The organism is Bacillus sp. FSL L8-0199 (assembly GCF_038005705.1).
Taxonomy (GTDB): domain Bacteria; phylum Bacillota; class Bacilli; order Bacillales; family Bacillaceae_G; genus Bacillus_A; species Bacillus_A cereus.
On record NZ_JBBOTS010000001.1, the window covers coordinates 1,733,143 to 1,757,397 of the forward strand.

Sequence of the window (24,255 nt, forward strand, 5' to 3'; positions counted from 1 at the left end):
TACGCTACCTTTTTATTTTGCTCTTTTTTGCAGTTCGTTTACCGTTACGAACTGATATCCCTTCTTAGATAAAGAATCTAAAATACCTTCAATCGTTTGTAAATTTTCATTAGACTCATCATACATAGAATGCAATAAAATGATAGAACCTGGTTTTACATTTTTATTAACATATTTAATTTTATCAGCCGCAGATTTATAAAAAGTATCGGGCTCAAGATCCCATATAATCGTTTCGATATTATTTTTATTTAAATAATAGGGTAGTCCAATTAATTTTTTTCCGTTAGGGGGCCTAAAATCAATTGCGTCTGTAAATCCTGTTTGGCGGATTAATGAATTCGTTTTTTCTATTTCATCTTTAATAAAAGAAGGTGTTTTGAAAACCATTCTATTATGAGAATATGTATGGTTTCCAAGTTGGTGCCCAGATTGCGCGATAGCTTCTCCTAACGATAGATTTTTCTCTAATTCATTTCCAATTAAAAAGAAAGTAGCTTTAGCGTTGTATTTATCTAGTAGCGGTAATATTTGTTTTACATTGTTAGTAGGGCCATCATCAAAAGTTAAAGCGATCACTTTTTCATTTGTTTCTACGCGTTGTGTTAAATCTCCAAATAATTGAAAGCTTCTTGCGTTCATCAATTTGTATGTTCCGAATAATGCCGTGATAATAAAGAATAGTGTAACGATCGTAATGATAATTTTTTTCTTCATAACGTAACCTCACAATGATTTTTGATTCAATTAAAAAGTATTATATCAAACTAAGTAATTTCGTGCTTTAAGAAGGGTGTGGATGCAAGGAGAAGGAATTTATCATATAATAAAATGCAAAAGGTATATTAGGAGGTGTTTATATGGCGATTATAATTCAATTGCCAGACACTGCAACGTCTCATGCAAAGCCAAGTATGGAAATGGCGATACTTTGCGTGAGGTAGACAAGTAATATACAATCGCCTATATGAGCTCGTATCATTTTTTATATTTGGCTTTGCACCTTATTGAAATGAATCATAAAAAATAAGGGGCGAGCAGAAATGAAATACGTAAAAGCTAATGCTGTTTTACCAGAGAGTTTAATTACTGAAATTCAAAAGTATATACAAGGTGAAACAATTTATATTCCGAAACAAGAAACGAAACATTATAAATGGGGTACACGATCTGGCGGAAGAAAACAATTAGATGAAAGAAATAAAGCAATTAAAAAAGCGTTTAAAAGTGGGATTGCTATTCATCAACTTGCAGAAGAATATTTTCTTTCTGGGGAAACGATTAAAAAGATTGTGTATTCTAAATAAGAGGAAAAGAGTCTGATTCATATATTACTTTGAATCAGACTCTTTTTGTTTTATATGTATTGGATATATGAAGTGTGAACGGGCATGATAATAGAAAAAATGTGCCGTTTTTTATTAAATGCTATACAGAACATTTGAAGAGTAGAAAGGTGAACATATATGAATCATATTGGACAAATAACGATAGAGCTTTTAATTGGTTTTTTTGTTCTATTAATTGCTACAAAAATATTAGGGAAAACACAAATATCTCAGCTAACGCCCTTTGATTTTATTTCTGCAATCGTCCTAGGTGAGCTCGTTGGAAATTCAATATATGATCCTAAAATTAAAGTATGGTCTATTTTATATTCAGTATTTGTTTGGGTAATTTTAATTTATACTATTGAAGTGATAACACAAAAAGTAAGAGGGACAAGAAGGTTTTTTGAAGGATATCCTTCAATTATTATTCGTAATGGAAAGATTGATCGTGAACAATTAAGCGTAAATCATTTGGATATAAACCAATTACAACAAATGCTTAGGCAACAAAAAGATATATTTTCAATCCGAGAAGTTGAATATATGATATTGGAACCTAACGGAAACATAAGCGTTTTGAAAAAAAGTAAATACGAATCTCCTACTGTAAATGATTTAAGTTTAAAACATAAGCCTGTATACTTACCAATTTCATTAATTAGTGATGGAAAAGTAGTTAAGGATAATTTGAGGGAAGCGGGATTTGATGAAGGGTGGCTTTATAAACAAATAAAGCAAAAAGGAATTACTAAATTTGAAGACGTATTATATGCGGAATGGAAAACAGATGATGGCTTCTTTTGTCAGGAAATGCAGCGGTAGAGAATAAGTGATATATGTAATGTTTGTTTCTAAGTTATCTTTTACATATCAAAAAACGTAATCATTGTATACAATAAAACTAGATCAACAATTTGTATGGAGTGATAAAGATGGAAGCGTTTATTAGAAGTGATCAATATAATTTTATAAAATCACAAGCTTATATTTTAGCAAACGGGCATGCAACGGCAAATGATAGAGGTGTAATTCAAGCGTTAAAATCGCTTGCGATTGAAAAGATAATACATGTATTTGAGAATTTAACGGATGAACAGAAAGAGTTAATTGATACGGTATTAACAGTTCAAAATAGAGAAGATGCAGAATCATTTTTAATGAAAATAAATCCGTATGTAATTCCGTTTCAAGAAGTTACAGCACAAACATTAAAAAAGTTATTTCCTAAGGCGAAAAAGTTAAAACTTCCTGATATGGAAGAAATGGATATGAAAGAAATATCTTATTTAAGCTGGATTGATAAGGGATCAAGCAGGAAATTTATTATAGCGAAAAATGATAAAAATAAATTTGTTGGTCTGCAAGGAACGTTCCAAAGTTTAAATAAAAAAAGCATTTGTTCATTATGTCATGGGCATGAAGAAGTAGGAATGTTTTTAGTTGAAATTAAAGGCGATGTACCAGGAACTTTCGTTAAAAAGGGAAACTACATTTGCAAAGATGGTGTAGCTTGCAATCAGAATATGAAATCGCTAGATAAATTGAACGATTTTATTGACCGCTTGAAGAAATAAAGAGAAAACCTCTAGTATTTAAACTGGAGGTTTTTATTTTTTGAAGAAGTAAAATAAGCTTTCTTTGTAAATGTAGATTTATAATGAAATTTGATAAAAATATCTATTATGATACAGTTGCTTATATGCAAGGAGGTAAAACATGGATTACCTTTTATCGAAAGAAAAAGTGAAGCGATGGCCCAAAGATATGATAGCGGCGGGGCGTTGTCATACTGTTGGCCTTAAATCGGATGGCACGGTAGTAGCGGTGGGCCGGAATAAAGAAGGGGCATGTAATGTAAGTGGCTGGCGAGATATTGAAGCAGTCGCAGTGGGCAATGTTCATATGGCAACGAACACGGGTAATGCTCATACAATCGGTCTTACATGTGACAGTACTACGGTAGCAGTGGGTTGGAATAAGCATGAACAATGTGATGTAAACGATTGGCATAATATTGTAGCGGTTGCGGCGGGGCGTTGTCATACTGTTGGCCTTAAATCGGATGGCACGGTAGTAGCGGTGGGCCGGAATAAAGAAGGGGCATGTAATGTAAGTGGCTGGCGAGATATTGAAGCAGTCGCAGTGGGCAATGTTCATATGGCAACGAACACGGGTAATGCTCATACAATCGGTCTTACATGTGACAGTACTACGGTAGCAGTGGGTTGGAATAAGCATGAACAATGTGATGTAAACGATTGGCATAATATTGTAGCGGTTGCGGCAGGGTGGCGTCGTACTATTGGCCTTAAATCGGATGGCACGGTAGTAGCGGTGGGCCGAAATAAAGAAGGAGAATGCAATGTAAGCAGTTGGCAAGGTATTGTGGCAGTCACAGCGGGTGACTGGCATACAGTCGGTCTCAAATTGGACGGAACATTGACGACTGTGGGGAATAATCGATATGGTCAATGCAATGTAAGTAGCTGGCGAGGTATTGTAGCGGTCAAGGCTGGGTATCTTCATACTGTTGGTCTTAAACGAGACGGTACGGTGACAGCAGTGGGGAATGATAAACATAACCAGTGTGATGTAAGTGGCTGGATAGATATTGTAGCAATAGCGGCTGGTACGAATCATACAATCGGACTAAAATCAGACGGTACCGTGCTGGCAGTGGGCTGGAATGAGTATGGTCAATGTAACGTAAGCGATTGGCGCGATATTGTAGCGATAGCGGCTGGTTGTGCACATACAGTCGGACTAAAATCAGACGGCACGGTGGTCGCGGTAGGTAATAATGAATTTGGCCAATGCGATGTAGGTAGCTGGCGCGACATTCGGTTGCCTGGCAAATAGTCAATTTACAATCAATGATTAGTAATATTATTCTATTTTAGGAGTAATTATGGAATAGGATATGTAGAAAATAATTAAACTTAAATCTACTGAATAAGAATCTCTTTTGAAAAGGGATTCTTATTATTTTTCATAAAATGAGGGTCTAAATGGAATTTTTGAACAAACTATATTTCAAAATTACAGTAGAAGATATAAATAAAGTATAGAGGAGATAAAGGAATGCTTAAAAGGTTTTTACTTTCTTTACCGGATGTTTTACTTATATGTATCGTTCTTTACATAACGTACACAAATTCTTTTAGCTTTGGACAAATGTTAGTAATTTCGATTGCAATCGGAATCATTGGTGGTCTTGTTATAAGGATTGGTAAGGATGTATTTATGTATATAAGGTGGACAATGAAACAGAGGAAATCTTGAATACGTTGTATTGCTGTTAGGAGGAGATGAAATGACTAAGAAAAAGAGTAGAGTGAAAAATGAAGTAGCGCTTTGGGCATTAACAGCGGTTGTTCTCATCATTGTATGGTACTTTTATCAAAAATAAAAACGCATCGTATTAAAAAAGCACGATGCGTTTTTATTATTTTTTTTGCCAATTTTTTTTAATAAAGTCTTCACGACCAGATTCCTTTTGCTCAATAGCATATTTCTCTGGATTCTTTTTATAGAAATGTTGGTGGTATTCCTCTGCTGCGTAAAAAGGTGCAGCAGGACGAATTTCAGTCACGATTGGATCTTTAAACATACCGCTTTCTGTAAGAGCTTGTTTTGATTTTTCGGCAAGCCCTTTTTGTGTTTCGTTATGATAAAAAATAGCGGTACGATAAGATGGACCACGGTCAAAAAATTGTCCGCCATCATCAGTTGGATCGATTTGTGGCCAATATAAGTCTAGTAATTTCTGATAAGGAAAAATAGAAGGATCGAATGTAATTTGAACAACTTCTAAATGTCCAGATGTTCCAGCTTTTACTTGTTCATATGTTGGGTTTTCTACATGACCTCCTGCATAGCCAGAAAGTACTTTATGAATACCAGGAAGTTCATCAAATGGTTTTACCATGCACCAAAAGCAACCGCCTGCGAAGGTTGCGAGTTCGTATGTTTTTTCGGACATTGCTGTAATCCTCCTAAATGTATATGTTTTATATAGTATTATATAAATTGTTTTATTGCGCAATAAAAAAGATTTGAAAATATATGTTTTTTATAAACAAGATCCTCCGCTCACATCAATTAATTGTCCAGTTACCCAGCGGCTGTCTGGAGAAGCAAGGAATGCAGCAGTATCGGCAATGTCTTCTACTTCACCTAAGCGATTGAAAGCGGAAATAGTAGTAGCGTACTGCTTCATCATCGGGTCACTCAAGAGTTCTGCATTCATATCTGTTTTAATAAATCCTGGAAGTATTGCATTCACCGTTATTCCTCGTGCTCCAAGCTGTTTTGCTAGCGTAAAAGTCATTGTATTAATAGCGCCTTTCGTCATACTATATGCAACAAAATCAGGTAAAGAAATGCGGGTGGCAGCGGATGAAATATTAATAATTCGGCTATTGTCACGTAAACGTGGCAGTGCTTGTTGAATGATAAAGAATGGTGCTTTTGCATTTACTGAAAACATTCTATCAAAAAATTGTTCAGTCGTTTCTTCAATAAAAGCACCAGGACCAATGCCAGCATTGTTTATTAAAATATCAAATTGTGTTTCACCAGTGCGCTTTTGTAATTCAGTATCTAAAGCTTTATAAAGGTTTTCTACACCGTGTAAGGATTCTAAATTTGCGCCGATAGAAAAAGCTTGGCCACCATCTGATCGAATTTCCTGAACAGTTTCTTCAGCGTCATCTTTTCGATTACCGTAATGAACAGCAACCAATGCACCGTCATTTGCTAAACGTTTAGCGATCGCTCGTCCAATTCCTCGGCTTGCTCCTGTAACTAACGCTACTTTCCCTTTTAACATAGTTTCCTCATCTCCTCATAAACTTTATAAGTGTTTCTTTATGTAGTAATACAAACATACTTAAGTAATATATGAGTGTATGTAAGTAATGCATTCCAATTTTGATTTGAGAAAAAATAAATAGAATGAATTTTGATTTTTTTTTGAAAAAACATGTTGACAACAAAAAGAACAACGTCCTATAATACGTGTAACAAATAAAAGTTAATTAAGAATTTTCTAACTTTATATGTTGTATATGCAAAGAAGAGGAAAGTAGATGATTATGATCGTTTCAGAGAGCTACTCCAAGGCTGTGAGGGTAGTAACAATCGAATCATTGAAGATCACCTCGGAGCATCGCTTGCGAAAGGGAAACTGAGTAGAGGGCGGCGGCATCGTCTCCGGTAAAAGGACGGAGGTCTGATTGGACCTACAAAGCTTATATTTCGTGAGAAGTATAAGGAAGCTGAGTGGTAACGCGAAACTCTCGCCTCAGCAATCAAAGCTACTAAATTGTAGTAGTTGATTGCTGAGGCGAGAGTTTTTATTTTTAAAAATAGAAGAAGAGAATGCGTAGAAGAGGAGAGTAAATGATAAAGATTGTTTCAGAGAGCTGCCCCGAGGCTGTGAGGGTGGTAACAATTCAATCATTGAAAATCACCTTGGAGCACTACTTTTGAAAACTAGTAAAAAGTAGCGGGGTTGTTCCCGATAGAAAAACAAAAGTCTAATTGGACTTGCAGAGCTTATGTTTCGTGAGAAGTATAAGGAAGCTGAGTGGTACCACGATTCCCTCGTCTCAGCAATGGATTGCTACAAGTATGTAAGTAATCGATTGTTGAGACGAGTATATTTTTAAGGGTTATATACTGAATATTCTGTTAAAAATACTCATCTCAGCAATCGATGTAGAAATAGATTGCAAAAATAGAGAAAAAAGAGGAGCGATGTGAGATGGGAAACCAGTACATTTACATGAATGGGGAATTTGTAGAAAAAGAAAAGGCAGTTGTTTCAGTGTATGATCACGGTTTTTTATACGGAGACGGTGTATTTGAAGGGATTCGTAGTTACGGAGGAAATGTATTTTGTTTAAAAGAACATGTGAAACGATTGTATGAATCAGCGAAATCTATTTTACTAACAATTCCAATGACGGTAGAAGAAATGGAAGAAGCAGTTTTACATACACTCCAAAAAAATGAATACGCTGATGCTTATATTCGCTTAATTGTCTCAAGAGGAAAAGGTGACTTAGGACTTGATCCGAGAAGTTGTGTGAAGCCGAGCGTAATTATCATTGCAGAACAATTAAAGTTATTCCCACAAGAATTTTATGATAATGGGCTAAGCGTTGTATCTGTTGCATCAAGACGTAATACGCCAGACGCGTTAGATCCACGTATTAAGTCAATGAATTATTTAAATAACGTACTTGTAAAAATTGAGGCGGCACAAGCAGGAGTGTTAGAGGCTCTTATGTTAAATCAACAAGGATATGTTTGTGAAGGTTCTGGCGATAATGTTTTCGTTGTGAAAGATGGAAAAGTATTAACCCCGCCATCCTATTTAGGGGCATTAGAAGGTATTACGAGAAATAGTGTTATCGAGCTATGTGAACGACTGAGTATTCCGTGTGAGGAAAGACCATTCACTCGCCATGACGTATATGTAGCGGATGAAGTATTTTTAACAGGAACAGCAGCGGAGTTAATTCCAGTTGTAAAAGTTGATTCGAGAGAAATTGGAGATGGGAAACCAGGAAGTGTAACGAAACAATTGACCGAAGAATTTAAAAAATTAACGAGAGAAAGAGGAGTACGTGTTCCCGGGCTGACGGAAAGCTTAGCATAAATAAGGAGAGGAGTTAATTGAAATGAAGCAGCAGTATACAGCGTATGAGAAGTTACAGTGTGAAGAAATGACAGGCGCTGGGCACGTGATTCAAGGTTTGAAGAAATTGGGTGTAACGACCGTTTTCGGCTATCCAGGCGGAGCGATTTTACCAGTATACGATGCGTTATACGAAAGTGGTTTGAAACATGTTTTAACTCGTCATGAACAAGCTGCCATTCATGCGGCTGAAGGATATGCGAGAGCTTCTGGGAAGGTCGGAGTAGTCTTTGCTACCTCTGGCCCAGGGGCGACAAATTTAGTTACGGGCTTAGCAGACGCTTATATGGATTCGATTCCTTTAGTTGTCATTACCGGCCAAGTTGCAACGCCTTTAATTGGTAAAGATGGATTTCAAGAAGCGGATGTTGTCGGAATTACAGTACCTGTTACGAAGCATAATTACCAAGTTCGTGATGTAAATCATGTATCACGAATTGTGCAAGAAGCTTTTTACATCGCCAAAAGCGGACGACCGGGACCAGTATTAATCGATATTCCAAAAGATGTTCAAAATGCAAAAGTCACCAGTTTCTTTAATGAAGAAGTTGATATTCCGGGGTACAAACCAGAACTTGTACCAGACAGCATGAAACTTAGAGAGGTGGCTAAAGCAATTTCAAAATCAAAGCGTCCACTTCTTTATATTGGAGGAGGTGTCATTCATTCAGGTGGATCCGATGAACTCTTCGAATTCGCAAGGGAGAACCGTATTCCAGTCGTTTCAACTTTAATGGGACTTGGTGCATATCCACCAGGAGATCCATTGTTTCTAGGGATGCTTGGTATGCATGGGACATACGCTGCTAATATGGCGGTAACAGCATGTGATTTACTACTTGCATTAGGTGTTCGCTTCGATGATCGTGTAACAGGAAAATTAGAACTTTTTTCTCCGCACTCGAAAAAAGTACATATTGATATTGATCCTTCTGAGTTTCATAAAAATGTAACTGTAGAGCATCCGATTGTTGGTGATGTAAAAAAAGCGTTACACATGTTGTTACATATGTCTATTTATACACAAACAGATGAATGGCTTCAGAAAGTAAAGGCATGGAAAGAAGAATATCCACTTTCTTATAAGCAAAAAGAATCTGAGTTAAAACCACAGCATGTGATCAACTTAGTAAGTGAATTAACGAATGGTGAAGCGATTGTCACAACAGAAGTAGGACAGCATCAAATGTGGGCTGCTCACTTCTATAAAGCAAGAAAACCTCGGACGTTCCTTACCTCTGGAGGATTAGGAACAATGGGGTTTGGGTTCCCAGCGGCAATTGGTGCTCAGCTTGCAAAAGAAGAAGAACTTGTCATTTGTATTGCAGGTGATGCTTCTTTTCAAATGAACATTCAAGAACTACAAACAATTGCTGAAAATAATATCCCTGTAAAAGTATTTATTATAAATAACAAATTTTTAGGGATGGTAAGGCAATGGCAAGAAATGTTTTATGAAAATCGTTTATCAGAGTCAAAAATTGGCTCACCAGATTTTGTGAAAGTGGCAGAAGCTTATGGAGTGAAGGGATTAAGGGCGACAAATTCAACAGAGGCGAAACAAGTGGTGTTAGAAGCATTTGCTCACGAAGGTCCTGTCGTAGTTGATTTTTGTGTAGAAGAAGGTGAAAACGTATTTCCGATGGTTCCGCCAAACAAAGGGAATAACGAAATGATTATGAAGAGGTGGGAAGAATGAGTCATACTTTTTCACTCGTTATTCATAACGAGCCAAGTGTCTTATTACGTATAAGTGGAATTTTTGCTCGGCGTGGCTATTATATTTCTTCTTTACATTTAAACGAAAGAGATACGAGTGGCGTTTCTGAAATGAAACTCACAGCAGTTTGTACTGAAAATGAAGCGACATTACTTGTTAGTCAGTTGAAAAAATTAATTGATGTACTGCAAGTAAATAAATTATAAGGGGTGTATGGAGTATGAAAACGTATTATGAGAAAGATGCAAATGTAGAGTTATTACAAGGGAAAACAGTTGCGGTAATTGGTTATGGATCTCAAGGGCATGCGCAGGCACAAAATTTACGTGATTCAGGTGTGGAAGTTGTAGTTGGTGTTAGACCTGGTAAATCGTATGAAGTAGCAAAAGCAGATGGATTTGAAGTAATGTCTGTTTCAGAAGCGGTTCGAACCGCACAAGTTGTACAAATATTATTGCCAGATGAACAGCAAGCACATGTATATAAAACAGAAGTAGAAGAGAATCTCCGTGAAGGACAAATGTTACTTTTCTCACATGGATTTAACATTCACTTCGGCCAAATTAATCCGCCAAGTTACGTAGATGTAGCAATGGTTGCGCCAAAAAGTCCAGGTCATCTCGTTCGCCGTGTATATCAAGAAGGAAATGGTGTTCCGGCATTAGTCGCAGTGCATCAAGATGCGACGGGAACAGCGCTACATGTAGCATTAGCGTATGCAAAAGGTGTAGGTTGTACACGGGCGGGTGTAATTGAAACGACATTCCAAGAAGAAACCGAAACGGATTTATTCGGTGAGCAAGCTGTACTTTGCGGCGGGGTAACTGCACTTGTGAAGGCCGGGTTCGAAACGTTAACGGAAGGTGGATATCGTCCTGAAATTGCATACTTTGAATGTTTGCATGAATTAAAGCTAATTGTTGACTTAATGTACGAAGGTGGATTAACGAATATGCGCCATTCTATTTCAGATACGGCAGAGTTTGGAGATTATGTAACAGGATCGAGAATTGTTACAGATGAAACGAAGAAGGAAATGAAGCGTGTTCTGACAGAAATTCAGCAAGGTGAATTTGCGAAGAAATGGATTTTAGAAAATCAAGCAGGGCGTCCGACGTATAACGCAATGAAAAAAGCAGAACAAAATCATCAATTAGAAAAAGTGGGAGCAGAGCTTCGTGAAATGATGAGTTGGATTCATGCACCGAAAGAATTAGTAAAGAAATAGAGTAAGAGAGTATAAATGAAAAATATGTAAGAGGGGATTTGACAAGATGAGAAGTGACATGATTAAAAAAGGTTTTGATAAAGCGCCGCACCGTAGTTTATTAAAAGCAACTGGTTTGAAAGATGAAGATTTTGATAAACCTTTCATAGCGATTTGTAATTCTTTTATTGAAATTATTCCAGGGCATAAACACTTGAACGAGTTTGGGAAACTTGTAAAAGAGGCAGTTCGTGCGGCAGGTATGGTACCATTCGAATTCAATACAATTGGAGTTGACGATGGTATTGCGATGGGACATATCGGTATGCGTTATTCTCTTCCGAGTCGTGAAATAATTGCAGATTCAGTAGAAACGGTTGTAAATGCACACTGGTTTGACGGCATGATTTGTATCCCAAACTGTGACAAAATTACACCAGGTATGATGATGGCTGCACTACGTATTAATATTCCGACTGTGTTTGTTTCAGGCGGCCCGATGGCAGCAGGAAAAACATCTAAAGGAGAAGTTGTTGATCTGAGTTCCGTTTTTGAAGGAGTAGGAGCTTATCAATCTGGGAAAATTTCAGAAGAAGAATTAAAAGATATTGAAGATCATGGCTGTCCATCTTGTGGCTCTTGTTCGGGTATGTTTACCGCGAACTCTATGAATTGTTTATGTGAAGTGTTAGGTTTAGCTCTTCCTGGTAACGGGAGTATTTTAGCAATTGATCCAAGACGTGAAGAGTTAATTAAACAAGCAGCAGAGAAATTGAAAATTTTAATTGAAAGAGATATTAAACCAAGAGACATTGTAACGGAAGAAGCAATTGATGATGCGTTTGCGCTTGATATGGCGATGGGCGGTTCAACAAATACAGTGTTGCATACATTGGCGCTCGCGCAAGAGGCTGGATTAGATTACGATATGAACCGTATTGATGCCGTTTCAAGACGTGTACCACATTTATGTAAAGTAAGCCCTGCTTCCAATTGGCATATGGAAGATATTGATCGTGCGGGCGGGATTAGTGCAATTTTGAAAGAGATGAGCCGGAAAGAAGGAGTACTTCATCTTGATCGAATAACTGCTACGGGGCAAACATTAAGAGAAAATATTGCTGAGGCAGAGATTAAAGATAAGGAAGTTATTCACTCTCTTGAAAACCCTCATAGTGAGGAAGGAGGATTGCGTATATTAAAAGGCAACCTTGCGAAAGATGGAGCGGTTATTAAAAGCGGTGCAACAGAGGTAAAGCGTTTTGAAGGACCTTGCGTTATTTTTAATTCACAAGATGAGGCACTTGCTGGCATTATGCTTGGGAAAGTGAAAAAAGGAGATGTAGTTGTCATTCGTTATGAAGGACCAAGAGGTGGCCCTGGTATGCCAGAAATGTTAGCACCAACATCAGCAATTGCTGGAATGGGATTAGGTGCTGAGGTTGCATTATTAACGGATGGACGTTTCTCTGGAGCTTCACGTGGAATTTCAGTAGGACATATTTCACCAGAAGCAGCAGCTGGTGGAACAATCGCACTTCTTGAACAAGGGGATATTGTATGTATTGATGTTGAAGAACGCTTGCTAGAAGTAAGAGTGAGTAATGAAGAATTAGATAAGCGTAAAAAAGAATGGAAACGACCAGAACCGAAAGTGAAAACTGGCTGGCTTGGACGTTATGCACAAATGGTAACATCGGCGAATACAGGGGCTGTTCTGAAAATCCCACATTTTGATTGAGCCAATTTAAAAGAGATAAGGATGATATATAATGGTGCAAAAGGTAAAGGAGAGAGTGAAAATTGAAGATATCTTAATGGCTCATAATTGCATGAAAGATATCGTTATTAAAACACCGTTACAACGTGATACAGTTTTATCTGAGAAATATGATTGTGACGTTTATGTAAAACGAGAAGATTTACAATTAATTCGCTCTTTCAAAATTCGTGGTGCATACAATTTGATTCAAAGTTTACCGAAAGAAAAGTTACAAAACGGTGTTGTTTGTGCAAGTGCTGGTAATCATGCGCAAGGAGTTGCTTATACATGTAATTTATTGAAGATTCCGTCGAAAATATTTATGCCCACAACAACACCGAAACAAAAAGTATCACAAGTACAATTTTTCGGTGGTGATTTCGCAGAGATTGTATTAGTTGGTGATACATTCGATAGCTCTTTCCAAGAAGCACAGTGTTATTGTGAAGAAAATAGAATGACATTTGTTCATCCGTTTGATGATCCGTATGTAGTTGCTGGTCAAGGGACAGTGGCAGTTGAAATTATGCATGATATGGAGAAACCGGTTGATTATATCTTTGCGGCAATCGGCGGTGGTGGATTAGCATCAGGTGTTGGTACATATGTAAAAGGTGTTAGTCCTACTACAAAGGTTATTGGTGTAGAACCGATGGGAGCTGCATCTATGAAAGAGGCTTTTCTTCAAAATGATAATGTCGCATTAGAGAAAATAGATAGTTTTGTTGATGGGGCAGCTGTTAAAAAGGTAGGAAAGTTAACTTTTGAAACTTGTAAAGATGTAATTGATGACATCGTTTTAGTACCAGAGGGGAAAGTTTGTACGACGATTTTAGAACTGTATAAGAAAAATGCGATTGTAGCTGAACCGGCTGGTGCACTCTCTATTGCAGCACTTGATTTATACAGAGATGAAATTAAAGATAAAACAGTTGTATGTACGCTAAGTGGTGGAAATAATGACATTGATAGAATGCAAGAAATGAAAGAACGATCTCTCATTTATGAAGGGTTAAAGCATTATTTCATCATTGAATTCCCGCAGCGTTCAGGCGCGTTAAGAGAATTTCTTGATAAAGGATTGGGGCCAGAAGATGATATTACTCGTTTTGAGTATATTAAGAAACATAATAAGGAAAATGGTCCAGCATTAGTCGGAGTAGAGTTAAAACATAAAGAAGATTATGAGCAATTAATTACTCGCTTTAAAGAAAATAATATTCAATTTATGGAGCTTAATAAAAACCCTGTTTTGTTTGATTTGCTTATTTAATAGAAGGGAAGAGTAAGCATCTAAATAAAAAAGATAGATACAAGCGAGGAAATATAGTGCTTGTTCTATCTTTTTTATAGTTAAACTAGATACTCATTAAATTCAAGAAGAATAAAGCTAGTTAACCAAAAAAATATCGCAATGCGAATAATTACATACATAGTAAATTCAAAGGTAGTAAGTTTTCGTTCACGTTTTATTTTTTTAGAAATCTAACAGAAAAAACTGAACATAAAAGTAGAACGGCTATAGACATTTTATAAATATTTTCTAACAAACTTATATTTTCTAATAAGTTTTTCAGCATGTTTATCACCTATTCTGTAAAGTAGATTACAGAGAAATAGATCTTGAGCTGTCTAGTTTCGTTTATTTTTTATTTTCCCTGTATCATCAATTTCTACATCAGTTGAAATTGTTTGTAAATATTGAAGAGCTTTTTTCTTTTCTTCCTCATTTACAGGGGAAACTTGGTTGTTGCGAATGATATAAGGATTGAATGACATTTGGACATCCTTTCCTTTAAAAGTTAAAGTTAATACGCCAGTTTCGGCGCTTTTTCCATTCACATAACTTGGGAATAAAAAGTTACCTAATGAGTAAGCGATAGGAACTTTATTATAATACTCAAACCCTTGTAACCAATGTGGATGGCTTCCGACAATCGCGTTAGCTCCTGCTTCAACCATTTTAGGTACATATTGCTTTTGGTATTCTACCGGACGGTTTGATTTTTCAACGCCCCAATGCATATAGACGATTAAATAGTCTGCATCTTGTTTTTGTTCTTTAATTGTTTTTGTTACAAGATTTAAATCATAGCCATTCGCAACGCCAGGTTTATTCTCACCAGCTACCCAATTAGAATCAGGCATAAATCGAACGAAGGAAAGAAATTTAAACTTTTTCCCTTTTACGGTCATTTCTCGTGCTGTATATGCGTCTTTCGCATTTTTTCCGGCTCCAATGTAAGGGAACTTTAATTTTTCTACGTGAGAAATCGTATCCAATAATCCATCTTGCCCATAATCAAGTGTGTGGTTATTCCCAATGTTTACGATGTCATATCCAGTGTTTTTAATAGCTTGTAGTGTAGATGGATCACTTTTAATCCAAAACAATTGCCCAGGTGCTTTCTTTTCTTTCGTTGTAAATGCCGATTCTAAATTCACAAAAGAAATATCAGCTTTTTTTATTTCTTCTTTTACATGTTGGAATGGGTAATCAGCCCCATTCTTTTCAATTATAGGACGTAATTGCCAATCAAACATTGTATCACCAGAGAAGGTGAGTGTGATTTCTTGGTCTTCTATTTTCTTTTCGCTTTTTGAAGCGGTTTTACTAGATTTGTTTTGCAAATCGGGTTTGTCTTTTGCTTTTGAAATAAAAGAGTAATTGATTAATAAAACAATCGGTGTAATGAAAAAGGCTATTAACAAAAATCGTTTTAGTAAAGTTTTCATATATACCTTCCCTTTTAATATTATCCCGCATTTAAATTAACACTGAATCTATTAAAGGTAATTAAAGTTACAAAAAAACAGCGGGTTATGTAGTGGAAAACATTTGTTAATATTCTCAATATTAAGTTAACATATAGATAACCTGTAAATCAATGTATAAACCAAAATATAGAAATAAAGAATTCGAAGGGTGAAGAATGAGAAATGGTTATATTAGGAGCAGTTGTAAATGGGATTTGTATTATATTTGGTACTTTACTTGGTAAATTATTTAGTAGGATTCCAGAAAGTATGAAAGGGACGATAATGCACGCAATCGGTTTAGCGGTTACTGTGCTTGGGCTTCAAATGGCATTAAAAAGTGAAAACTTTCTTGTTGTCATACTGAGTTTAGTGATTGGTACGGTAATTGGAGAATGGTTACAATTAGAAGAAAAGTTAAAACATTTAGGGGATTGGCTAGAAAATAAAGTTGGATCGAAGGGGAAAGGAAGCATATCAGAAGGTTTTGTAACAGCTACTTTAATTTTTGCAATTGGTGCGATGGGGATACTTGGTGCACTTGACAGTGGGATTCGCGGAAATCATAATATTTTATTTACCAAGGCAATTATCGATGGATTTATTTCTATTATATTAACGACAACTCTAGGAATTGGCGTAGTATTTTCGGCGATTCCAGTTGTTTTATATGAAGGTGGTATTGCAGTTTTTGCAACACAAATTAATAGTTTTGTCCCGGAAGAATTAATGAACCAATTTATAGTGGAGATGACGGCTGCGGGCGGCATTATGATATCTGCTATTGGATTGAACTTGCTTAGTATTATTAAAATCAAGGTGGCAAATTTACTTCCAGGTATATTGGTAGTGGGTGTAATTGTTTCAATTATTTATGGTTACGGTTTTTTAGTAAATTAGTAGAGGATGGAAACACATATGGAGGAATTTCAATTTACAAAACGTGTGCATAAAATATTGGAGATTGCAGCAGAAGAGAGTGAGTGTAGCATAATTCACCCGGTCCATCTGTTTATAGGTATGTGTAAAGAAGGTACAGGAGTTTGCGCTGAGTTATTTATGTATTTGTTTCATAAAGTCGGTCCAGATTTTTTAGAAAAACTTTCGTTACGAAAACGATTCGATTTACATAATCAAGAGTATAAAAAAATAGAGCAATATAAACTATCTTATAATGCGATAGAAATTTTACAAATAGCGAAGAAACGTATGGAACGCTTTCAGCAAGTAGTAATCAATGAAGGACATATTATGTATGCATTATTTCGTGTAGATACAGATATTGGTGAATTTATACATACACAAATGCAAGAAGATATATTACGTATTACAGCTGCACCGAGAGACTTAGCGGTTGATTTAAATAGTTTTAAATCTATTTATAATACATTATTTTGTCATGTAAGAAGAGCTAGTCCTTCTGATTTTGATAAGTTATCACGATTTGTGGCGGATGAATTTGGTGAACGGTGGTTACAGTCGGTTGATTATGGATTTCGGACATATAATGAAAAGTTACCTATCTATATTGCACAGCAGGAGGAAGTGATAATTGGTTTCGCCTGTTACGATGTAGTGAGAGGAAAGAAAGGATTGTTTGGTCCAATGGGCATAGCGAAACAAAATCGTGTGAAAGGTGTAGGAAAAGAATTATTGCATCATTGTTTATATAATATGAAGCAAGATGGATATGAATATGCGATTATTGGACAAGCAGGTCCCATTGAGTTTTACGAGAGAAATTGTAATGCTCGTTTAATATCGATAGATAATAAGTAACCAACTTCATCTAAAGGAGTTGGTTTTATTATGAAAATGATGTAGAGATGTAGTGGTTTTTACTAGAAAATAGCGGGTTTTGTAGTAAATCTTGCATATAAAGCAAATTACTAAACTTTTTACAAGAAAGGGTGTAGAATGGGTATCTAAAGAAAGAAGGTGTGAAAATGGCCAGCTGGAAACGAAATTTAATGATTTGTTGGCTAGGTTGTTTTACCACTGCAGCCGGTATGAGTTTAGTAATTCCTTTCTTATCTTTTTATATTGAGGAATTGGGAGTAACTGGCACTTCAAGCATTGCACAGTGGTCGGGACTTGCATTTGGTGTAACATTTTTAATGGGTGCGATCGTATCACCAATATGGGGAAAGCTTGGTGATATACATGGACGGAAATTGATGCTAATTCGTGCTAGCCTCGGTATGGCGATTATTATGACGCTTATGGGGTTTGTAACGGATGTATATCAATTAGTCGCACTAAGATTTTTAATGGGAGCAGTATCTGGTTTCCTTTCAACCGCAATGACATTTATTGCAGCAGAAACTCCGAAAGAACATTCAGGTTGGGCAATTTCCACAATTTCAACTGGTGGTGTAAGCGGTTCGTTACTTGGCCCGTTACTTGGAGGTTATTTATCTGAATTAATTGGAATGCGTCATGTCTTTCTTGTTACAGGAGCTTTTTTATTCCTTTCCTTTCTCATCGTTTTTTTCTTCTTGCATGAAGAAAATCACTCTGCTCAAGCAAAAAAAACACAGCCGAAAAAAGTATGGACGATGGTCCCAGCGAAGCATTTAATTATTAGTTTGTTTGTTACAACATTTATTATTCAACTTGCTAATATGTCAGTTCAACCAATTGTTACATTGTACGTGAAAAATTTAGTAGGCCCTCATACTGCACATATTGAAACAATTGCGGGAGCAGTTATGTCAGCGACAGGATTAGCCGTTATTTTGGCAGCACCAAGACTAGGAAGATTATCAGATCATATCGGTCCTCAAAAAACGTTAGTTGTAGCGTTATTTGCTGCAGGAATTATTTTTATCCCGCAAGCATTTGTAACCTCAGCTTGGCAACTATTAATTCTTCGATTTTTATTAGGTATCGCACAAGCAGGATTATTACCTTCCGTACAAACTCTACTAAAACAACATACACCAACCCATGTTACGGGAAGAATATTTGGATATAATCAATCATTTCAGTTTTTAGGAAATATGATTGGTCCAGTACTCGGGGGACAAATTGCAGCGCATGCAGGTTTCCAATATGTTTTCCTCTCTACATCATCACTATTATTTATTGCGTGTATCTGGGTTTATTTTCATAATAAGAACGAAGAGGTATCAGAGAAACGACATTTGGAAGTTAGTTAACTAAGTGAATAAAAAAAGGATGAAGCAATCATTGCTTCATCCTTTTCTTTAAAATTTAAGACATAGATAGCTTAATGTGCCAAGCTCATAACTACGGTGAATGACTTCACCGCTATTTTCACCACTTCCCATAGCGATAAATAAAGGAACAAAATGTTCTGCTCTTGGTACTGCTAATTGTGCATGAGGAGCATTTTTTTCCCAATTAAACAATGCATCTTTATCGTTATTCTGCATATGTTTAATAATCCAATCATCAAATTCAATTGCCCATTTTTCAGGTGTAGTTTGATTCCATTTCAGTGCTCGTAAGTTATGGACGGTAACACCACTCCCGATTACTAAAATATCTTCTTGTCCGAGTCCTTTAAGTGCTTCTCCAATTTTAAATTGTTCTTTTGCAGAAAGGAATGGATTTACTGATATTTGCACGACAGGAATATTTGCTTCTGGATACATGCGGTGCAGGAGTGTCCATGAACCATGATCTAAACCTCTCGTCATATTATGATGGACTGAAATACCTTTGTTCTTAAATTTTGTTTCTAACATAGATGCAATGCTAGAAGAGCCTTTCGCACGATATTTGATTTCGTATAACTCAGGGGGAAAACCTCCAAAATCATAAATTGTTTCATACTCGTTATCTGATGAGGAAATCGTTAATACTTCACTTTCCCAGTGAGCAGTGAAAATAACAATTGCTTTCGGTTTATATGTTTCTCCAAGTGTTTTTAAAAATCGTGTATAGTCTGTATCTTGAATAGCGAGCATAGGCGAACCATGTGCTAAAAATAATGATGGCATCATAATAGTAGAAACCTCCTAAAAATTATATAGTTACTTTATGTAAGTAACTATATAATTTTATTTCAGGTTCGTCAAGAGATCAGTTTGAAAGCAAGTCTGAAAAATACATCATTTGTCATAATGAAAGCAATTACATATAATATAAAATAAGAAAAGTGAATGGATATTCATTTCTCTTAAAGGTATACATAATAGAGTTGGGAGCTGACGAAATGAATGTACAGGAAAGTTTCGTTACGGCATTGGATGGATCGGAAATTTATTTGCGTAAGTGGTTACCAGAAGGAGATCCGAGAGGAATTATTCAAATTGCACATGGCATGACAGAGCATGCAGGGGTGTATACAGAATTTGTGGATGCTTTATTGGAAGCAGGGTATGGTGTTTATGCGCATGATCATAAAGGACATGGGAAAACAGTAAAAAAAGAAGAAGATTATGGTCATTTTGAACCAAATATAGGGTGGAATCAAGTTGTATCGGATGTTATCTTTGTTTCAGAAAGGATAAAAGAAGAGCAGTCAAGTCCTTTGTTTTTACTTGGACATAGTATGGGTTCTTTTTTATCAAGACGTGCTGTACAACTTAGGGGTGAACTATATGATGGATTTCTGATTTCAGGAACAGGTGGAAATCCAGGGCTTTTAGGAGTTATTGGTCATAAAGTAGCAACAATCGAAATGAAGTTGCGCGGGGCAAAAACGAAAAGTCCAATGTTAAACTTTTTATCTTTCGGAAACTTCAATTCGAACTTTAAGCCAAATCGTACAAAATTTGATTGGTTATCTTCAGATAATAATCAAGTTGATAAATATATTGCGGATCCGTTATGTGGTTTCATTTGTACGACGAGTTTTTACCGAGAATTATTTTCTGGTGTATTAGAAGTAAATAAACTAGAAGAATACAAGAAGACGCCAAAGAATCTTCCAATACATATATTCTCTGGTGATCGTGATCCTGTTGGCGATATGGGGAAAGGTGTAAAAGAAGTATATGAAAACTATAAAAAATGTGGTGTGAAAGACGTGACACTACGTTTATATGAAAATGGTAGACATGAAATGTTTCATGAAGTAAATAAGGATGAAGTATTTAAAGATTTAATTTCGTGGTTAGATGCGCATAATAAATGAGAAAGATAATCCCAAACTGTTTGTAGTTTGGGATTATTTATTTTACAGAAATACGGGCAATAAATTCTTAAATTTACTTTACTTAATAAAAAATAAATCTTATTCTAGAGTCGTTAAAAAAATAAAGAAATATTGTATGAGAGGAAACCTCACTTTTCTGAAGTGAGGTTTTTTGTAGTAACGAAGTAATAGTGAATAAAACTAATTTTAAAAATAATTTAAAATCAAACTATTTATAAAGAAACAGATGCCTGTTCATAATAGTAGTATAATAGTGAATGAGGTGTTAATAGAATGGAAGATAGAACATTAGGTTTATTACTAGATGTTGTTGGTGAATTATTTTCAGATGAAATATCAATCGCCGTTTCGAATACGAAAGAATATATTTACTATCGGCCAAGTAAACGAATTGATTTAAAGATTAGCGCCGGGAATCCTATTAAGGAAGGAACGATTGCACATAAAGCAATGGTAACGAAGCAAAAAGCCTCTGAGTTTATTAACCGAGATGTTTTCGGTATTCCTTATCATGGAATGGCCGTACCATTTTCAAATAATGGAAAGATTGAAGGTTGCGTGACGGCAATTTATCCCGCTTTAACGGATGGTAAGTCAGTCGTTACTTTAAAAACAACAGACGGATGGGTTCCAGTTCCTTTTGCAAAGGTCATGTATTTAGAGGCTAAAGATAAAAAGACATATGTGAATTCAGAAGAGTTAACAGGAACACATAAATACTCTCTACAAGAATTCGAATACTTGCTTCCGAAAGATTCGTTTATTAGATGCCACCGTTCCTTTATTGTAAATGTTAATCATATTAAAGCAATTTATCCTGATACCCATTCTACTTTTTTACTTTCGATGGATAACGGAGAGAGGGTACCAGTAAGTCAATCATACGCCAGTTATTTTCGTAAGCTTCTAGGATTCTAAAATTTTCTGCTTTAGAACCTAGATTCGCTGTTTTGTCTGAATTTTCGGCATTGTGTAAGAAAATCCCTATTTTGATGGTGTTAATGTGTAAAATAATTATGAATATTCATTGGGAGAGGGATTACATATGGAGAATAATTTAGATAGAATTAGGGATCAACGATTAAAAGATCGAGTAGTTACACCTGAAGAAGCAGCTTCATGGATTGAAAGTGGAATGACTTTAGGATTAAGTGGATTTACACGTGCTGGTGATGTAAAAGCAGTCCCATTTGCACTTGTAAACCGAGTTAAGAATGATAAATCTTTTAAAGTAAATGTTTATACAGGGGCTTCCTTAGGTTCGGATGTAGATAAATTATTTGCTGAGGCAGGAATTTTAGGGAAAAGATTGCCTTTCCAAGCAGATGCAACTATGCGAAAAGGAATTAATAACGGGGACTTTTTATTTGTGGATCAGCACTTATCTCATACAGCAGAGTTACTTCGTGCTGACGTTATGGATATAGATTTCGCTATCTTGGAAGCGGTTGCGATTACTGAAGATGGAATGATTATTCCAACCACTTCAATTGGAAATTCTTTAGCATTCTCCTTAAATGCTAAGTCCATTATTATTGAAATGAATATGGCTCAATCTACGCAATTAGAGGGGCTGCATGATTTATATGAACCAGGTAAACAAGGGGAAAGACTCCCAATTCCGCTCGTAAAAACGGATGATCGAATTGGAACAATCGGTATCCCAATTGATGCTGAAAAAGTGAAGGGAATTGTGTTTACGAATCAACTGGATTCGCCATCGACAATTGTTCCTCCAGATGAAGAAACTGTTATTATGGCACAGCATTTAATAGAGTTCCTTCGAGAAGAGGTTAAAGTAGGTCGATTAACAAATCGTTTAGCACCGTTACAATCGGGAATTGGTTCAGTTGCTAATGCAGTATTGCACGGCATGCTAGATTCGGAGTTTGAAGATTTAGAAGTATATTCTGAAGTTTTACAAGATGCGGTCTTTGATCTAATGGATGCTGGGAAAGTCAATTTTGCTTCCTGCTGCTCCATCACGCTTTCTGAAGAGAAAATGCAACAAGTATTTTCTAACTTTGAAAAATATCGTGACAAATTAATGATGCGCCCGCAAGAGATTTCCAATCATCCTGAAATCATTCGTCGTCTTGGATTAATCTCAATTAATACTGCATTAGAATTAGATATATACGGAAATGTTAACTCTACTCACGTTTTAGGTACAAAAATGATGAATGGAATTGGTGGGTCTGGTGATTTTGCAAGAAATGCACGCCTAGCTATTTTTGTTACTAAATCGATTGCGAAAGGTGGTAACATTTCAAGTATTGTTCCTTTCGTTTCTCATGTAGACCATACTGAACATGATGTAGATGTTATCGTCACTGAACAGGGGTATGCCGACTTAAGGGGACTTGCGCCAAGAGAAAGAGTGGAACTTATTATTGAGAATTGCGCACATCCAATGTATCGTGAACAGCTACGAGCTTATTACGAAGAAGCAAAAACAAGAGGTGGACAAACTCCTCATATTTTAGAAAAAGCTTTTTCTTGGCATACGAATTATGCTAAAAATGGAACAATGCTTGAAGCGATAGTAGAAACTGTATAGGTTTGTATCGTACGAAATAGTAAAATGAATGAGTGAGTTTGAAGATTAAATTTTAGAAAAAGAGAACGCCAACTTTTAGGGATGGCGTTCTTTTTCTTTAAAAAAATTGTTAAAAATTGTACTGGTTATAATAAAGATTTATAAAAATAATCTCTAATTTATGAAAAAAAGGTTTTTTGAAGTGCTTTCCGAATCAATTTAGTAGTTTACATATCGAAGGTGAGGAAAAAGAATCATGAAGATAAGAGAAGCGTTACTAAGTGAAGCAAATGAATTAAGTGAATTCGCACTACAATCAAAAGCAACGTGGGATTATAGTGAAGAATTCATACTTGCTTGTAAGGAAGATTTAACAATTACAGAAGAATACATAAAAAATAATTTTGTATATGTTTTAGAAAACGATAATGCGAAGGTTGGTTTTTTCTCATTTTTACGTAATGATAAAGCTCTTGATTTCTTGTACATTCATCCTGATTACAAAGGAAAAGGTTACGGGAAAATACTTTGGGAGTATGTAATAGAAAAAGCCAATGAACTAGGATTAAAAAGTTTTACAATTGATAGTGATCCGAATGCAAAAGGATATTACTTGAAAATGGGAGCACAGTTAATAGGAGAGACACCATCAACTGTCTTTAAGGGGCGTTTACTGCCTCTTTTGAAATATGATGTGTAAAACTATTAATAGTAGGGGAAGGTTAGAATGGATGATGTAAAGGAAAAAAGAATATATGGAGCACTAATAAAATCGTGGTCGATTGAAACAAGTTCAAAGTGGACAATTGAAAATCCAGCAAAGGGACAGTGTGGTGTAACGGCTCTAGTCGTTCAAGATATATGTGGAGGGAAAATTATAAAGACAAAAATAGGGGGCGTGTGGCATTTTTATAACTTTATAGATGGGCAGAGGTTTGATTTTACAGAGTCTCAATTCAATGAAAACCTGAATTACTTGGGTGTGGAATCAAATCGGGAAGAAGCATTTGCAGATACAAATGAAAAGCAATATAGCATTTTGAAGGGAAAAATAACGAAAGAATTAAAATTATCTTTTGACTCTTAATCTTTAATAAGTTACTAT

At 35.9% G+C, this 24,255-nt stretch carries 24 protein-coding genes, 1 pseudogene and 1 other annotated feature; of the genes and pseudogenes, 19 read left to right on the forward strand and 6 right to left on the reverse strand.

Annotated features, from left to right (window positions below; translation table 11 throughout):
* Positions 1-12 precede the first annotated feature (12 nt).
* Positions 13-717, reverse strand: coding sequence for a polysaccharide deacetylase family protein (locus tag NST86_RS09070; protein WP_000726856.1), 705 nt, complete (start codon positions 715-717; stop codon positions 13-15).
* A gap of 326 nt (positions 718-1,043) precedes the next feature.
* Here NST86_RS09070 and NST86_RS09075 point away from each other — a divergent pair, with 326 nt between their 5' ends.
* The 5 genes from NST86_RS09075 (at position 1,044) to NST86_RS09095 (ending at position 4,613) form a co-directional block, all read left to right on the forward strand.
* A complete protein-coding gene (locus NST86_RS09075; protein ID WP_000878327.1) occupies positions 1,044-1,307 on the forward strand; it encodes a CD3324 family protein in 264 nt (87 codons plus the stop codon).
* Between the two features lie 159 nt (positions 1,308-1,466).
* The gene (locus NST86_RS09080; RefSeq protein WP_001015535.1) at positions 1,467-2,153 is read left to right on the forward strand and encodes a DUF421 domain-containing protein; all 687 of its coding nucleotides are present in this window, start codon (positions 1,467-1,469) and stop codon (positions 2,151-2,153) included.
* Between the two features lie 110 nt (positions 2,154-2,263).
* Positions 2,264-2,905, forward strand: coding sequence for a FusB/FusC family EF-G-binding protein (locus NST86_RS09085; protein ID WP_000387073.1), 642 nt, complete (start codon positions 2,264-2,266; stop codon positions 2,903-2,905).
* A 169-nt stretch (positions 2,906-3,074) separates the two neighbouring features.
* Complete coding sequence (locus NST86_RS09090) at positions 3,075-4,190, forward strand: RCC1 domain-containing protein (protein WP_445661327.1); 1,116 nt, start codon at positions 3,075-3,077, stop codon at positions 4,188-4,190.
* 222 nt (positions 4,191-4,412) lie between these two features.
* Positions 4,413-4,613, forward strand: a complete 201-nt coding sequence (locus NST86_RS09095) for a hypothetical protein (protein ID WP_000919320.1) — start codon at positions 4,413-4,415, stop codon at positions 4,611-4,613.
* A gap of 163 nt (positions 4,614-4,776) precedes the next feature.
* Here NST86_RS09095 and msrA read toward each other — a convergent pair whose 3' ends face one another.
* Positions 4,777-5,313, reverse strand: coding sequence for a peptide-methionine (S)-S-oxide reductase MsrA (gene msrA / locus NST86_RS09100; RefSeq protein WP_016117574.1), 537 nt, complete (start codon positions 5,311-5,313; stop codon positions 4,777-4,779).
* 90 nt (positions 5,314-5,403) lie between these two features.
* Complete coding sequence (locus NST86_RS09105; protein ID WP_000911815.1) at positions 5,404-6,162, reverse strand: SDR family oxidoreductase; 759 nt, start codon at positions 6,160-6,162, stop codon at positions 5,404-5,406.
* Between the two features lie 547 nt (positions 6,163-6,709).
* Positions 6,710-6,949 (forward strand) — a binding site (T-box leader).
* 149 nt (positions 6,950-7,098) lie between these two features.
* Here NST86_RS09105 and ilvE point away from each other — a divergent pair.
* Genes ilvE through ilvA form a run of 6 tightly spaced genes read left to right on the forward strand, consistent with a single transcriptional unit; the run spans position 7,099 to position 13,999 of the window.
* The gene (gene ilvE, locus NST86_RS09110; protein ID WP_000528156.1) at positions 7,099-7,998 is read left to right on the forward strand and encodes a branched-chain-amino-acid transaminase; all 900 of its coding nucleotides are present in this window, start codon (positions 7,099-7,101) and stop codon (positions 7,996-7,998) included.
* A gap of 22 nt (positions 7,999-8,020) precedes the next feature.
* Positions 8,021-9,736 carry an acetolactate synthase large subunit gene (gene ilvB / locus NST86_RS09115; RefSeq protein WP_086424374.1) on the forward strand — a complete coding sequence of 572 codons (1,716 nt, stop codon included), beginning with the start codon at positions 8,021-8,023 and terminating at the stop codon, positions 9,734-9,736.
* Positions 9,733-9,963: an ACT domain-containing protein gene (locus NST86_RS09120; RefSeq protein WP_000019916.1), complete on the forward strand. Its 231-nt coding sequence runs from the start codon at positions 9,733-9,735 to the stop codon at positions 9,961-9,963. The genes ilvB and NST86_RS09120 overlap by 4 nt, the downstream gene beginning before the upstream one ends.
* Before the next feature lie 14 nt (positions 9,964-9,977).
* The gene (gene ilvC, locus NST86_RS09125; RefSeq protein WP_016117576.1) at positions 9,978-10,985 is read left to right on the forward strand and encodes a ketol-acid reductoisomerase; all 1,008 of its coding nucleotides are present in this window, start codon (positions 9,978-9,980) and stop codon (positions 10,983-10,985) included.
* A gap of 46 nt (positions 10,986-11,031) precedes the next feature.
* Positions 11,032-12,705, forward strand: coding sequence for a dihydroxy-acid dehydratase (gene ilvD, locus NST86_RS09130; RefSeq protein ID WP_001255818.1), 1,674 nt, complete (start codon positions 11,032-11,034; stop codon positions 12,703-12,705).
* 31 nt (positions 12,706-12,736) lie between these two features.
* Positions 12,737-13,999, forward strand: a complete 1,263-nt coding sequence (gene ilvA / locus NST86_RS09135; protein WP_000250321.1) for a threonine ammonia-lyase IlvA — start codon at positions 12,737-12,739, stop codon at positions 13,997-13,999.
* An 80-nt stretch (positions 14,000-14,079) separates the two neighbouring features.
* Here ilvA and NST86_RS09140 read toward each other — a convergent pair.
* Positions 14,080-14,306, reverse strand: a pseudogene (locus tag NST86_RS09140) (hypothetical protein).
* A 52-nt stretch (positions 14,307-14,358) separates the two neighbouring features.
* A complete protein-coding gene (locus NST86_RS09145) occupies positions 14,359-15,462 on the reverse strand; it encodes a CapA family protein (protein WP_000854538.1) in 1,104 nt (367 codons plus the stop codon).
* 204 nt (positions 15,463-15,666) lie between these two features.
* Between NST86_RS09145 and NST86_RS09150 the strand changes: the two genes are divergently transcribed.
* The 3 genes from NST86_RS09150 to NST86_RS09160 all read left to right on the forward strand — a co-directional run bounded on the left by NST86_RS09150 (position 15,667) and on the right by NST86_RS09160 (position 18,644).
* Positions 15,667-16,383 carry a DUF554 domain-containing protein gene (locus tag NST86_RS09150; protein WP_086424373.1) on the forward strand — a complete coding sequence of 239 codons (717 nt, stop codon included), beginning with the start codon at positions 15,667-15,669 and terminating at the stop codon, positions 16,381-16,383.
* An 18-nt stretch (positions 16,384-16,401) separates the two neighbouring features.
* Complete coding sequence (locus NST86_RS09155) at positions 16,402-17,262, forward strand: GNAT family N-acetyltransferase (RefSeq protein WP_000390845.1); 861 nt, start codon at positions 16,402-16,404, stop codon at positions 17,260-17,262.
* 167 nt (positions 17,263-17,429) lie between these two features.
* The gene (locus tag NST86_RS09160; protein ID WP_000179303.1) at positions 17,430-18,644 is read left to right on the forward strand and encodes a multidrug efflux MFS transporter; all 1,215 of its coding nucleotides are present in this window, start codon (positions 17,430-17,432) and stop codon (positions 18,642-18,644) included.
* Positions 18,645-18,692: 48 nt separating this feature from the next.
* Here the strand turns inward: NST86_RS09160 and NST86_RS09165 are convergent, their stop codons facing one another.
* The gene (locus tag NST86_RS09165) at positions 18,693-19,454 is read right to left on the reverse strand and encodes a DODA-type extradiol aromatic ring-opening family dioxygenase (RefSeq protein ID WP_016117578.1); all 762 of its coding nucleotides are present in this window, start codon (positions 19,452-19,454) and stop codon (positions 18,693-18,695) included.
* Positions 19,455-19,666: 212 nt separating this feature from the next.
* Between NST86_RS09165 and NST86_RS09170 the strand changes: the two genes are divergently transcribed.
* From NST86_RS09170 to NST86_RS09190, 5 genes are all read left to right on the forward strand, one after another.
* Positions 19,667-20,590, forward strand: a complete 924-nt coding sequence (locus NST86_RS09170; RefSeq protein WP_001102587.1) for an alpha/beta hydrolase — start codon at positions 19,667-19,669, stop codon at positions 20,588-20,590.
* A 294-nt stretch (positions 20,591-20,884) separates the two neighbouring features.
* A complete protein-coding gene (locus NST86_RS09175) occupies positions 20,885-21,529 on the forward strand; it encodes a LytTR family DNA-binding domain-containing protein (protein ID WP_086424372.1) in 645 nt (214 codons plus the stop codon).
* A 127-nt stretch (positions 21,530-21,656) separates the two neighbouring features.
* Complete coding sequence (locus NST86_RS09180; protein ID WP_086424371.1) at positions 21,657-23,171, forward strand: acetyl-CoA hydrolase/transferase family protein; 1,515 nt, start codon at positions 21,657-21,659, stop codon at positions 23,169-23,171.
* 235 nt (positions 23,172-23,406) lie between these two features.
* Positions 23,407-23,850 (forward strand): GNAT family N-acetyltransferase, encoded by a 444-nt coding sequence (locus NST86_RS09185; protein WP_061663938.1) that lies wholly within the window; start codon positions 23,407-23,409, stop codon positions 23,848-23,850.
* A 27-nt stretch (positions 23,851-23,877) separates the two neighbouring features.
* A complete protein-coding gene (locus tag NST86_RS09190) occupies positions 23,878-24,237 on the forward strand; it encodes a YunG family protein (protein WP_000342921.1) in 360 nt (119 codons plus the stop codon).
* Positions 24,238-24,255: the final 18 nt, after the last annotated feature.

What these genes read in the sequence shown, in the direction of transcription:
- NST86_RS09190 (WP_000342921.1), top strand. Translation starts at nt 23,878, where the DNA reads ATGGATGATGTAAAGGAAAAAAGAATATATGGAGCACTAATAAAATCG.
- NST86_RS09165 (WP_016117578.1), bottom strand. Translation starts at nt 19,454, where the DNA reads ATGATGCCATCATTATTTTTAGCACATGGTTCGCCTATGCTCGCTATT.
- ilvE (WP_000528156.1), top strand. Translation starts at nt 7,099, where the DNA reads ATGGGAAACCAGTACATTTACATGAATGGGGAATTTGTAGAAAAAGAA.
- msrA (WP_016117574.1), bottom strand. Translation starts at nt 5,313, where the DNA reads ATGTCCGAAAAAACATACGAACTCGCAACCTTCGCAGGCGGTTGCTTT.
- ilvC (WP_016117576.1), top strand. Translation starts at nt 9,978, where the DNA reads ATGAAAACGTATTATGAGAAAGATGCAAATGTAGAGTTATTACAAGGG.
- ilvD (WP_001255818.1), top strand. Translation starts at nt 11,032, where the DNA reads ATGAGAAGTGACATGATTAAAAAAGGTTTTGATAAAGCGCCGCACCGT.
- NST86_RS09120 (WP_000019916.1), top strand. Translation starts at nt 9,733, where the DNA reads ATGAGTCATACTTTTTCACTCGTTATTCATAACGAGCCAAGTGTCTTA.
- NST86_RS09075 (WP_000878327.1), top strand. Translation starts at nt 1,044, where the DNA reads ATGAAATACGTAAAAGCTAATGCTGTTTTACCAGAGAGTTTAATTACT.
- NST86_RS09180 (WP_086424371.1), top strand. Translation starts at nt 21,657, where the DNA reads ATGGAGAATAATTTAGATAGAATTAGGGATCAACGATTAAAAGATCGA.
- NST86_RS09070 (WP_000726856.1), bottom strand. Translation starts at nt 717, where the DNA reads ATGAAGAAAAAAATTATCATTACGATCGTTACACTATTCTTTATTATC.
- NST86_RS09155 (WP_000390845.1), top strand. Translation starts at nt 16,402, where the DNA reads ATGGAGGAATTTCAATTTACAAAACGTGTGCATAAAATATTGGAGATT.
- NST86_RS09175 (WP_086424372.1), top strand. Translation starts at nt 20,885, where the DNA reads ATGGAAGATAGAACATTAGGTTTATTACTAGATGTTGTTGGTGAATTA.
- ilvA (WP_000250321.1), top strand. Translation starts at nt 12,737, where the DNA reads ATGGTGCAAAAGGTAAAGGAGAGAGTGAAAATTGAAGATATCTTAATG.
- NST86_RS09150 (WP_086424373.1), top strand. Translation starts at nt 15,667, where the DNA reads ATGGTTATATTAGGAGCAGTTGTAAATGGGATTTGTATTATATTTGGT.
- ilvB (WP_086424374.1), top strand. Translation starts at nt 8,021, where the DNA reads ATGAAGCAGCAGTATACAGCGTATGAGAAGTTACAGTGTGAAGAAATG.
- NST86_RS09105 (WP_000911815.1), bottom strand. Translation starts at nt 6,162, where the DNA reads ATGTTAAAAGGGAAAGTAGCGTTAGTTACAGGAGCAAGCCGAGGAATT.
- NST86_RS09095 (WP_000919320.1), top strand. Translation starts at nt 4,413, where the DNA reads ATGCTTAAAAGGTTTTTACTTTCTTTACCGGATGTTTTACTTATATGT.
- NST86_RS09085 (WP_000387073.1), top strand. Translation starts at nt 2,264, where the DNA reads ATGGAAGCGTTTATTAGAAGTGATCAATATAATTTTATAAAATCACAA.
- NST86_RS09080 (WP_001015535.1), top strand. Translation starts at nt 1,467, where the DNA reads ATGAATCATATTGGACAAATAACGATAGAGCTTTTAATTGGTTTTTTT.
- NST86_RS09160 (WP_000179303.1), top strand. Translation starts at nt 17,430, where the DNA reads ATGGCCAGCTGGAAACGAAATTTAATGATTTGTTGGCTAGGTTGTTTT.
- NST86_RS09145 (WP_000854538.1), bottom strand. Translation starts at nt 15,462, where the DNA reads ATGAAAACTTTACTAAAACGATTTTTGTTAATAGCCTTTTTCATTACA.
- NST86_RS09185 (WP_061663938.1), top strand. Translation starts at nt 23,407, where the DNA reads ATGAAGATAAGAGAAGCGTTACTAAGTGAAGCAAATGAATTAAGTGAA.
- NST86_RS09170 (WP_001102587.1), top strand. Translation starts at nt 19,667, where the DNA reads ATGAATGTACAGGAAAGTTTCGTTACGGCATTGGATGGATCGGAAATT.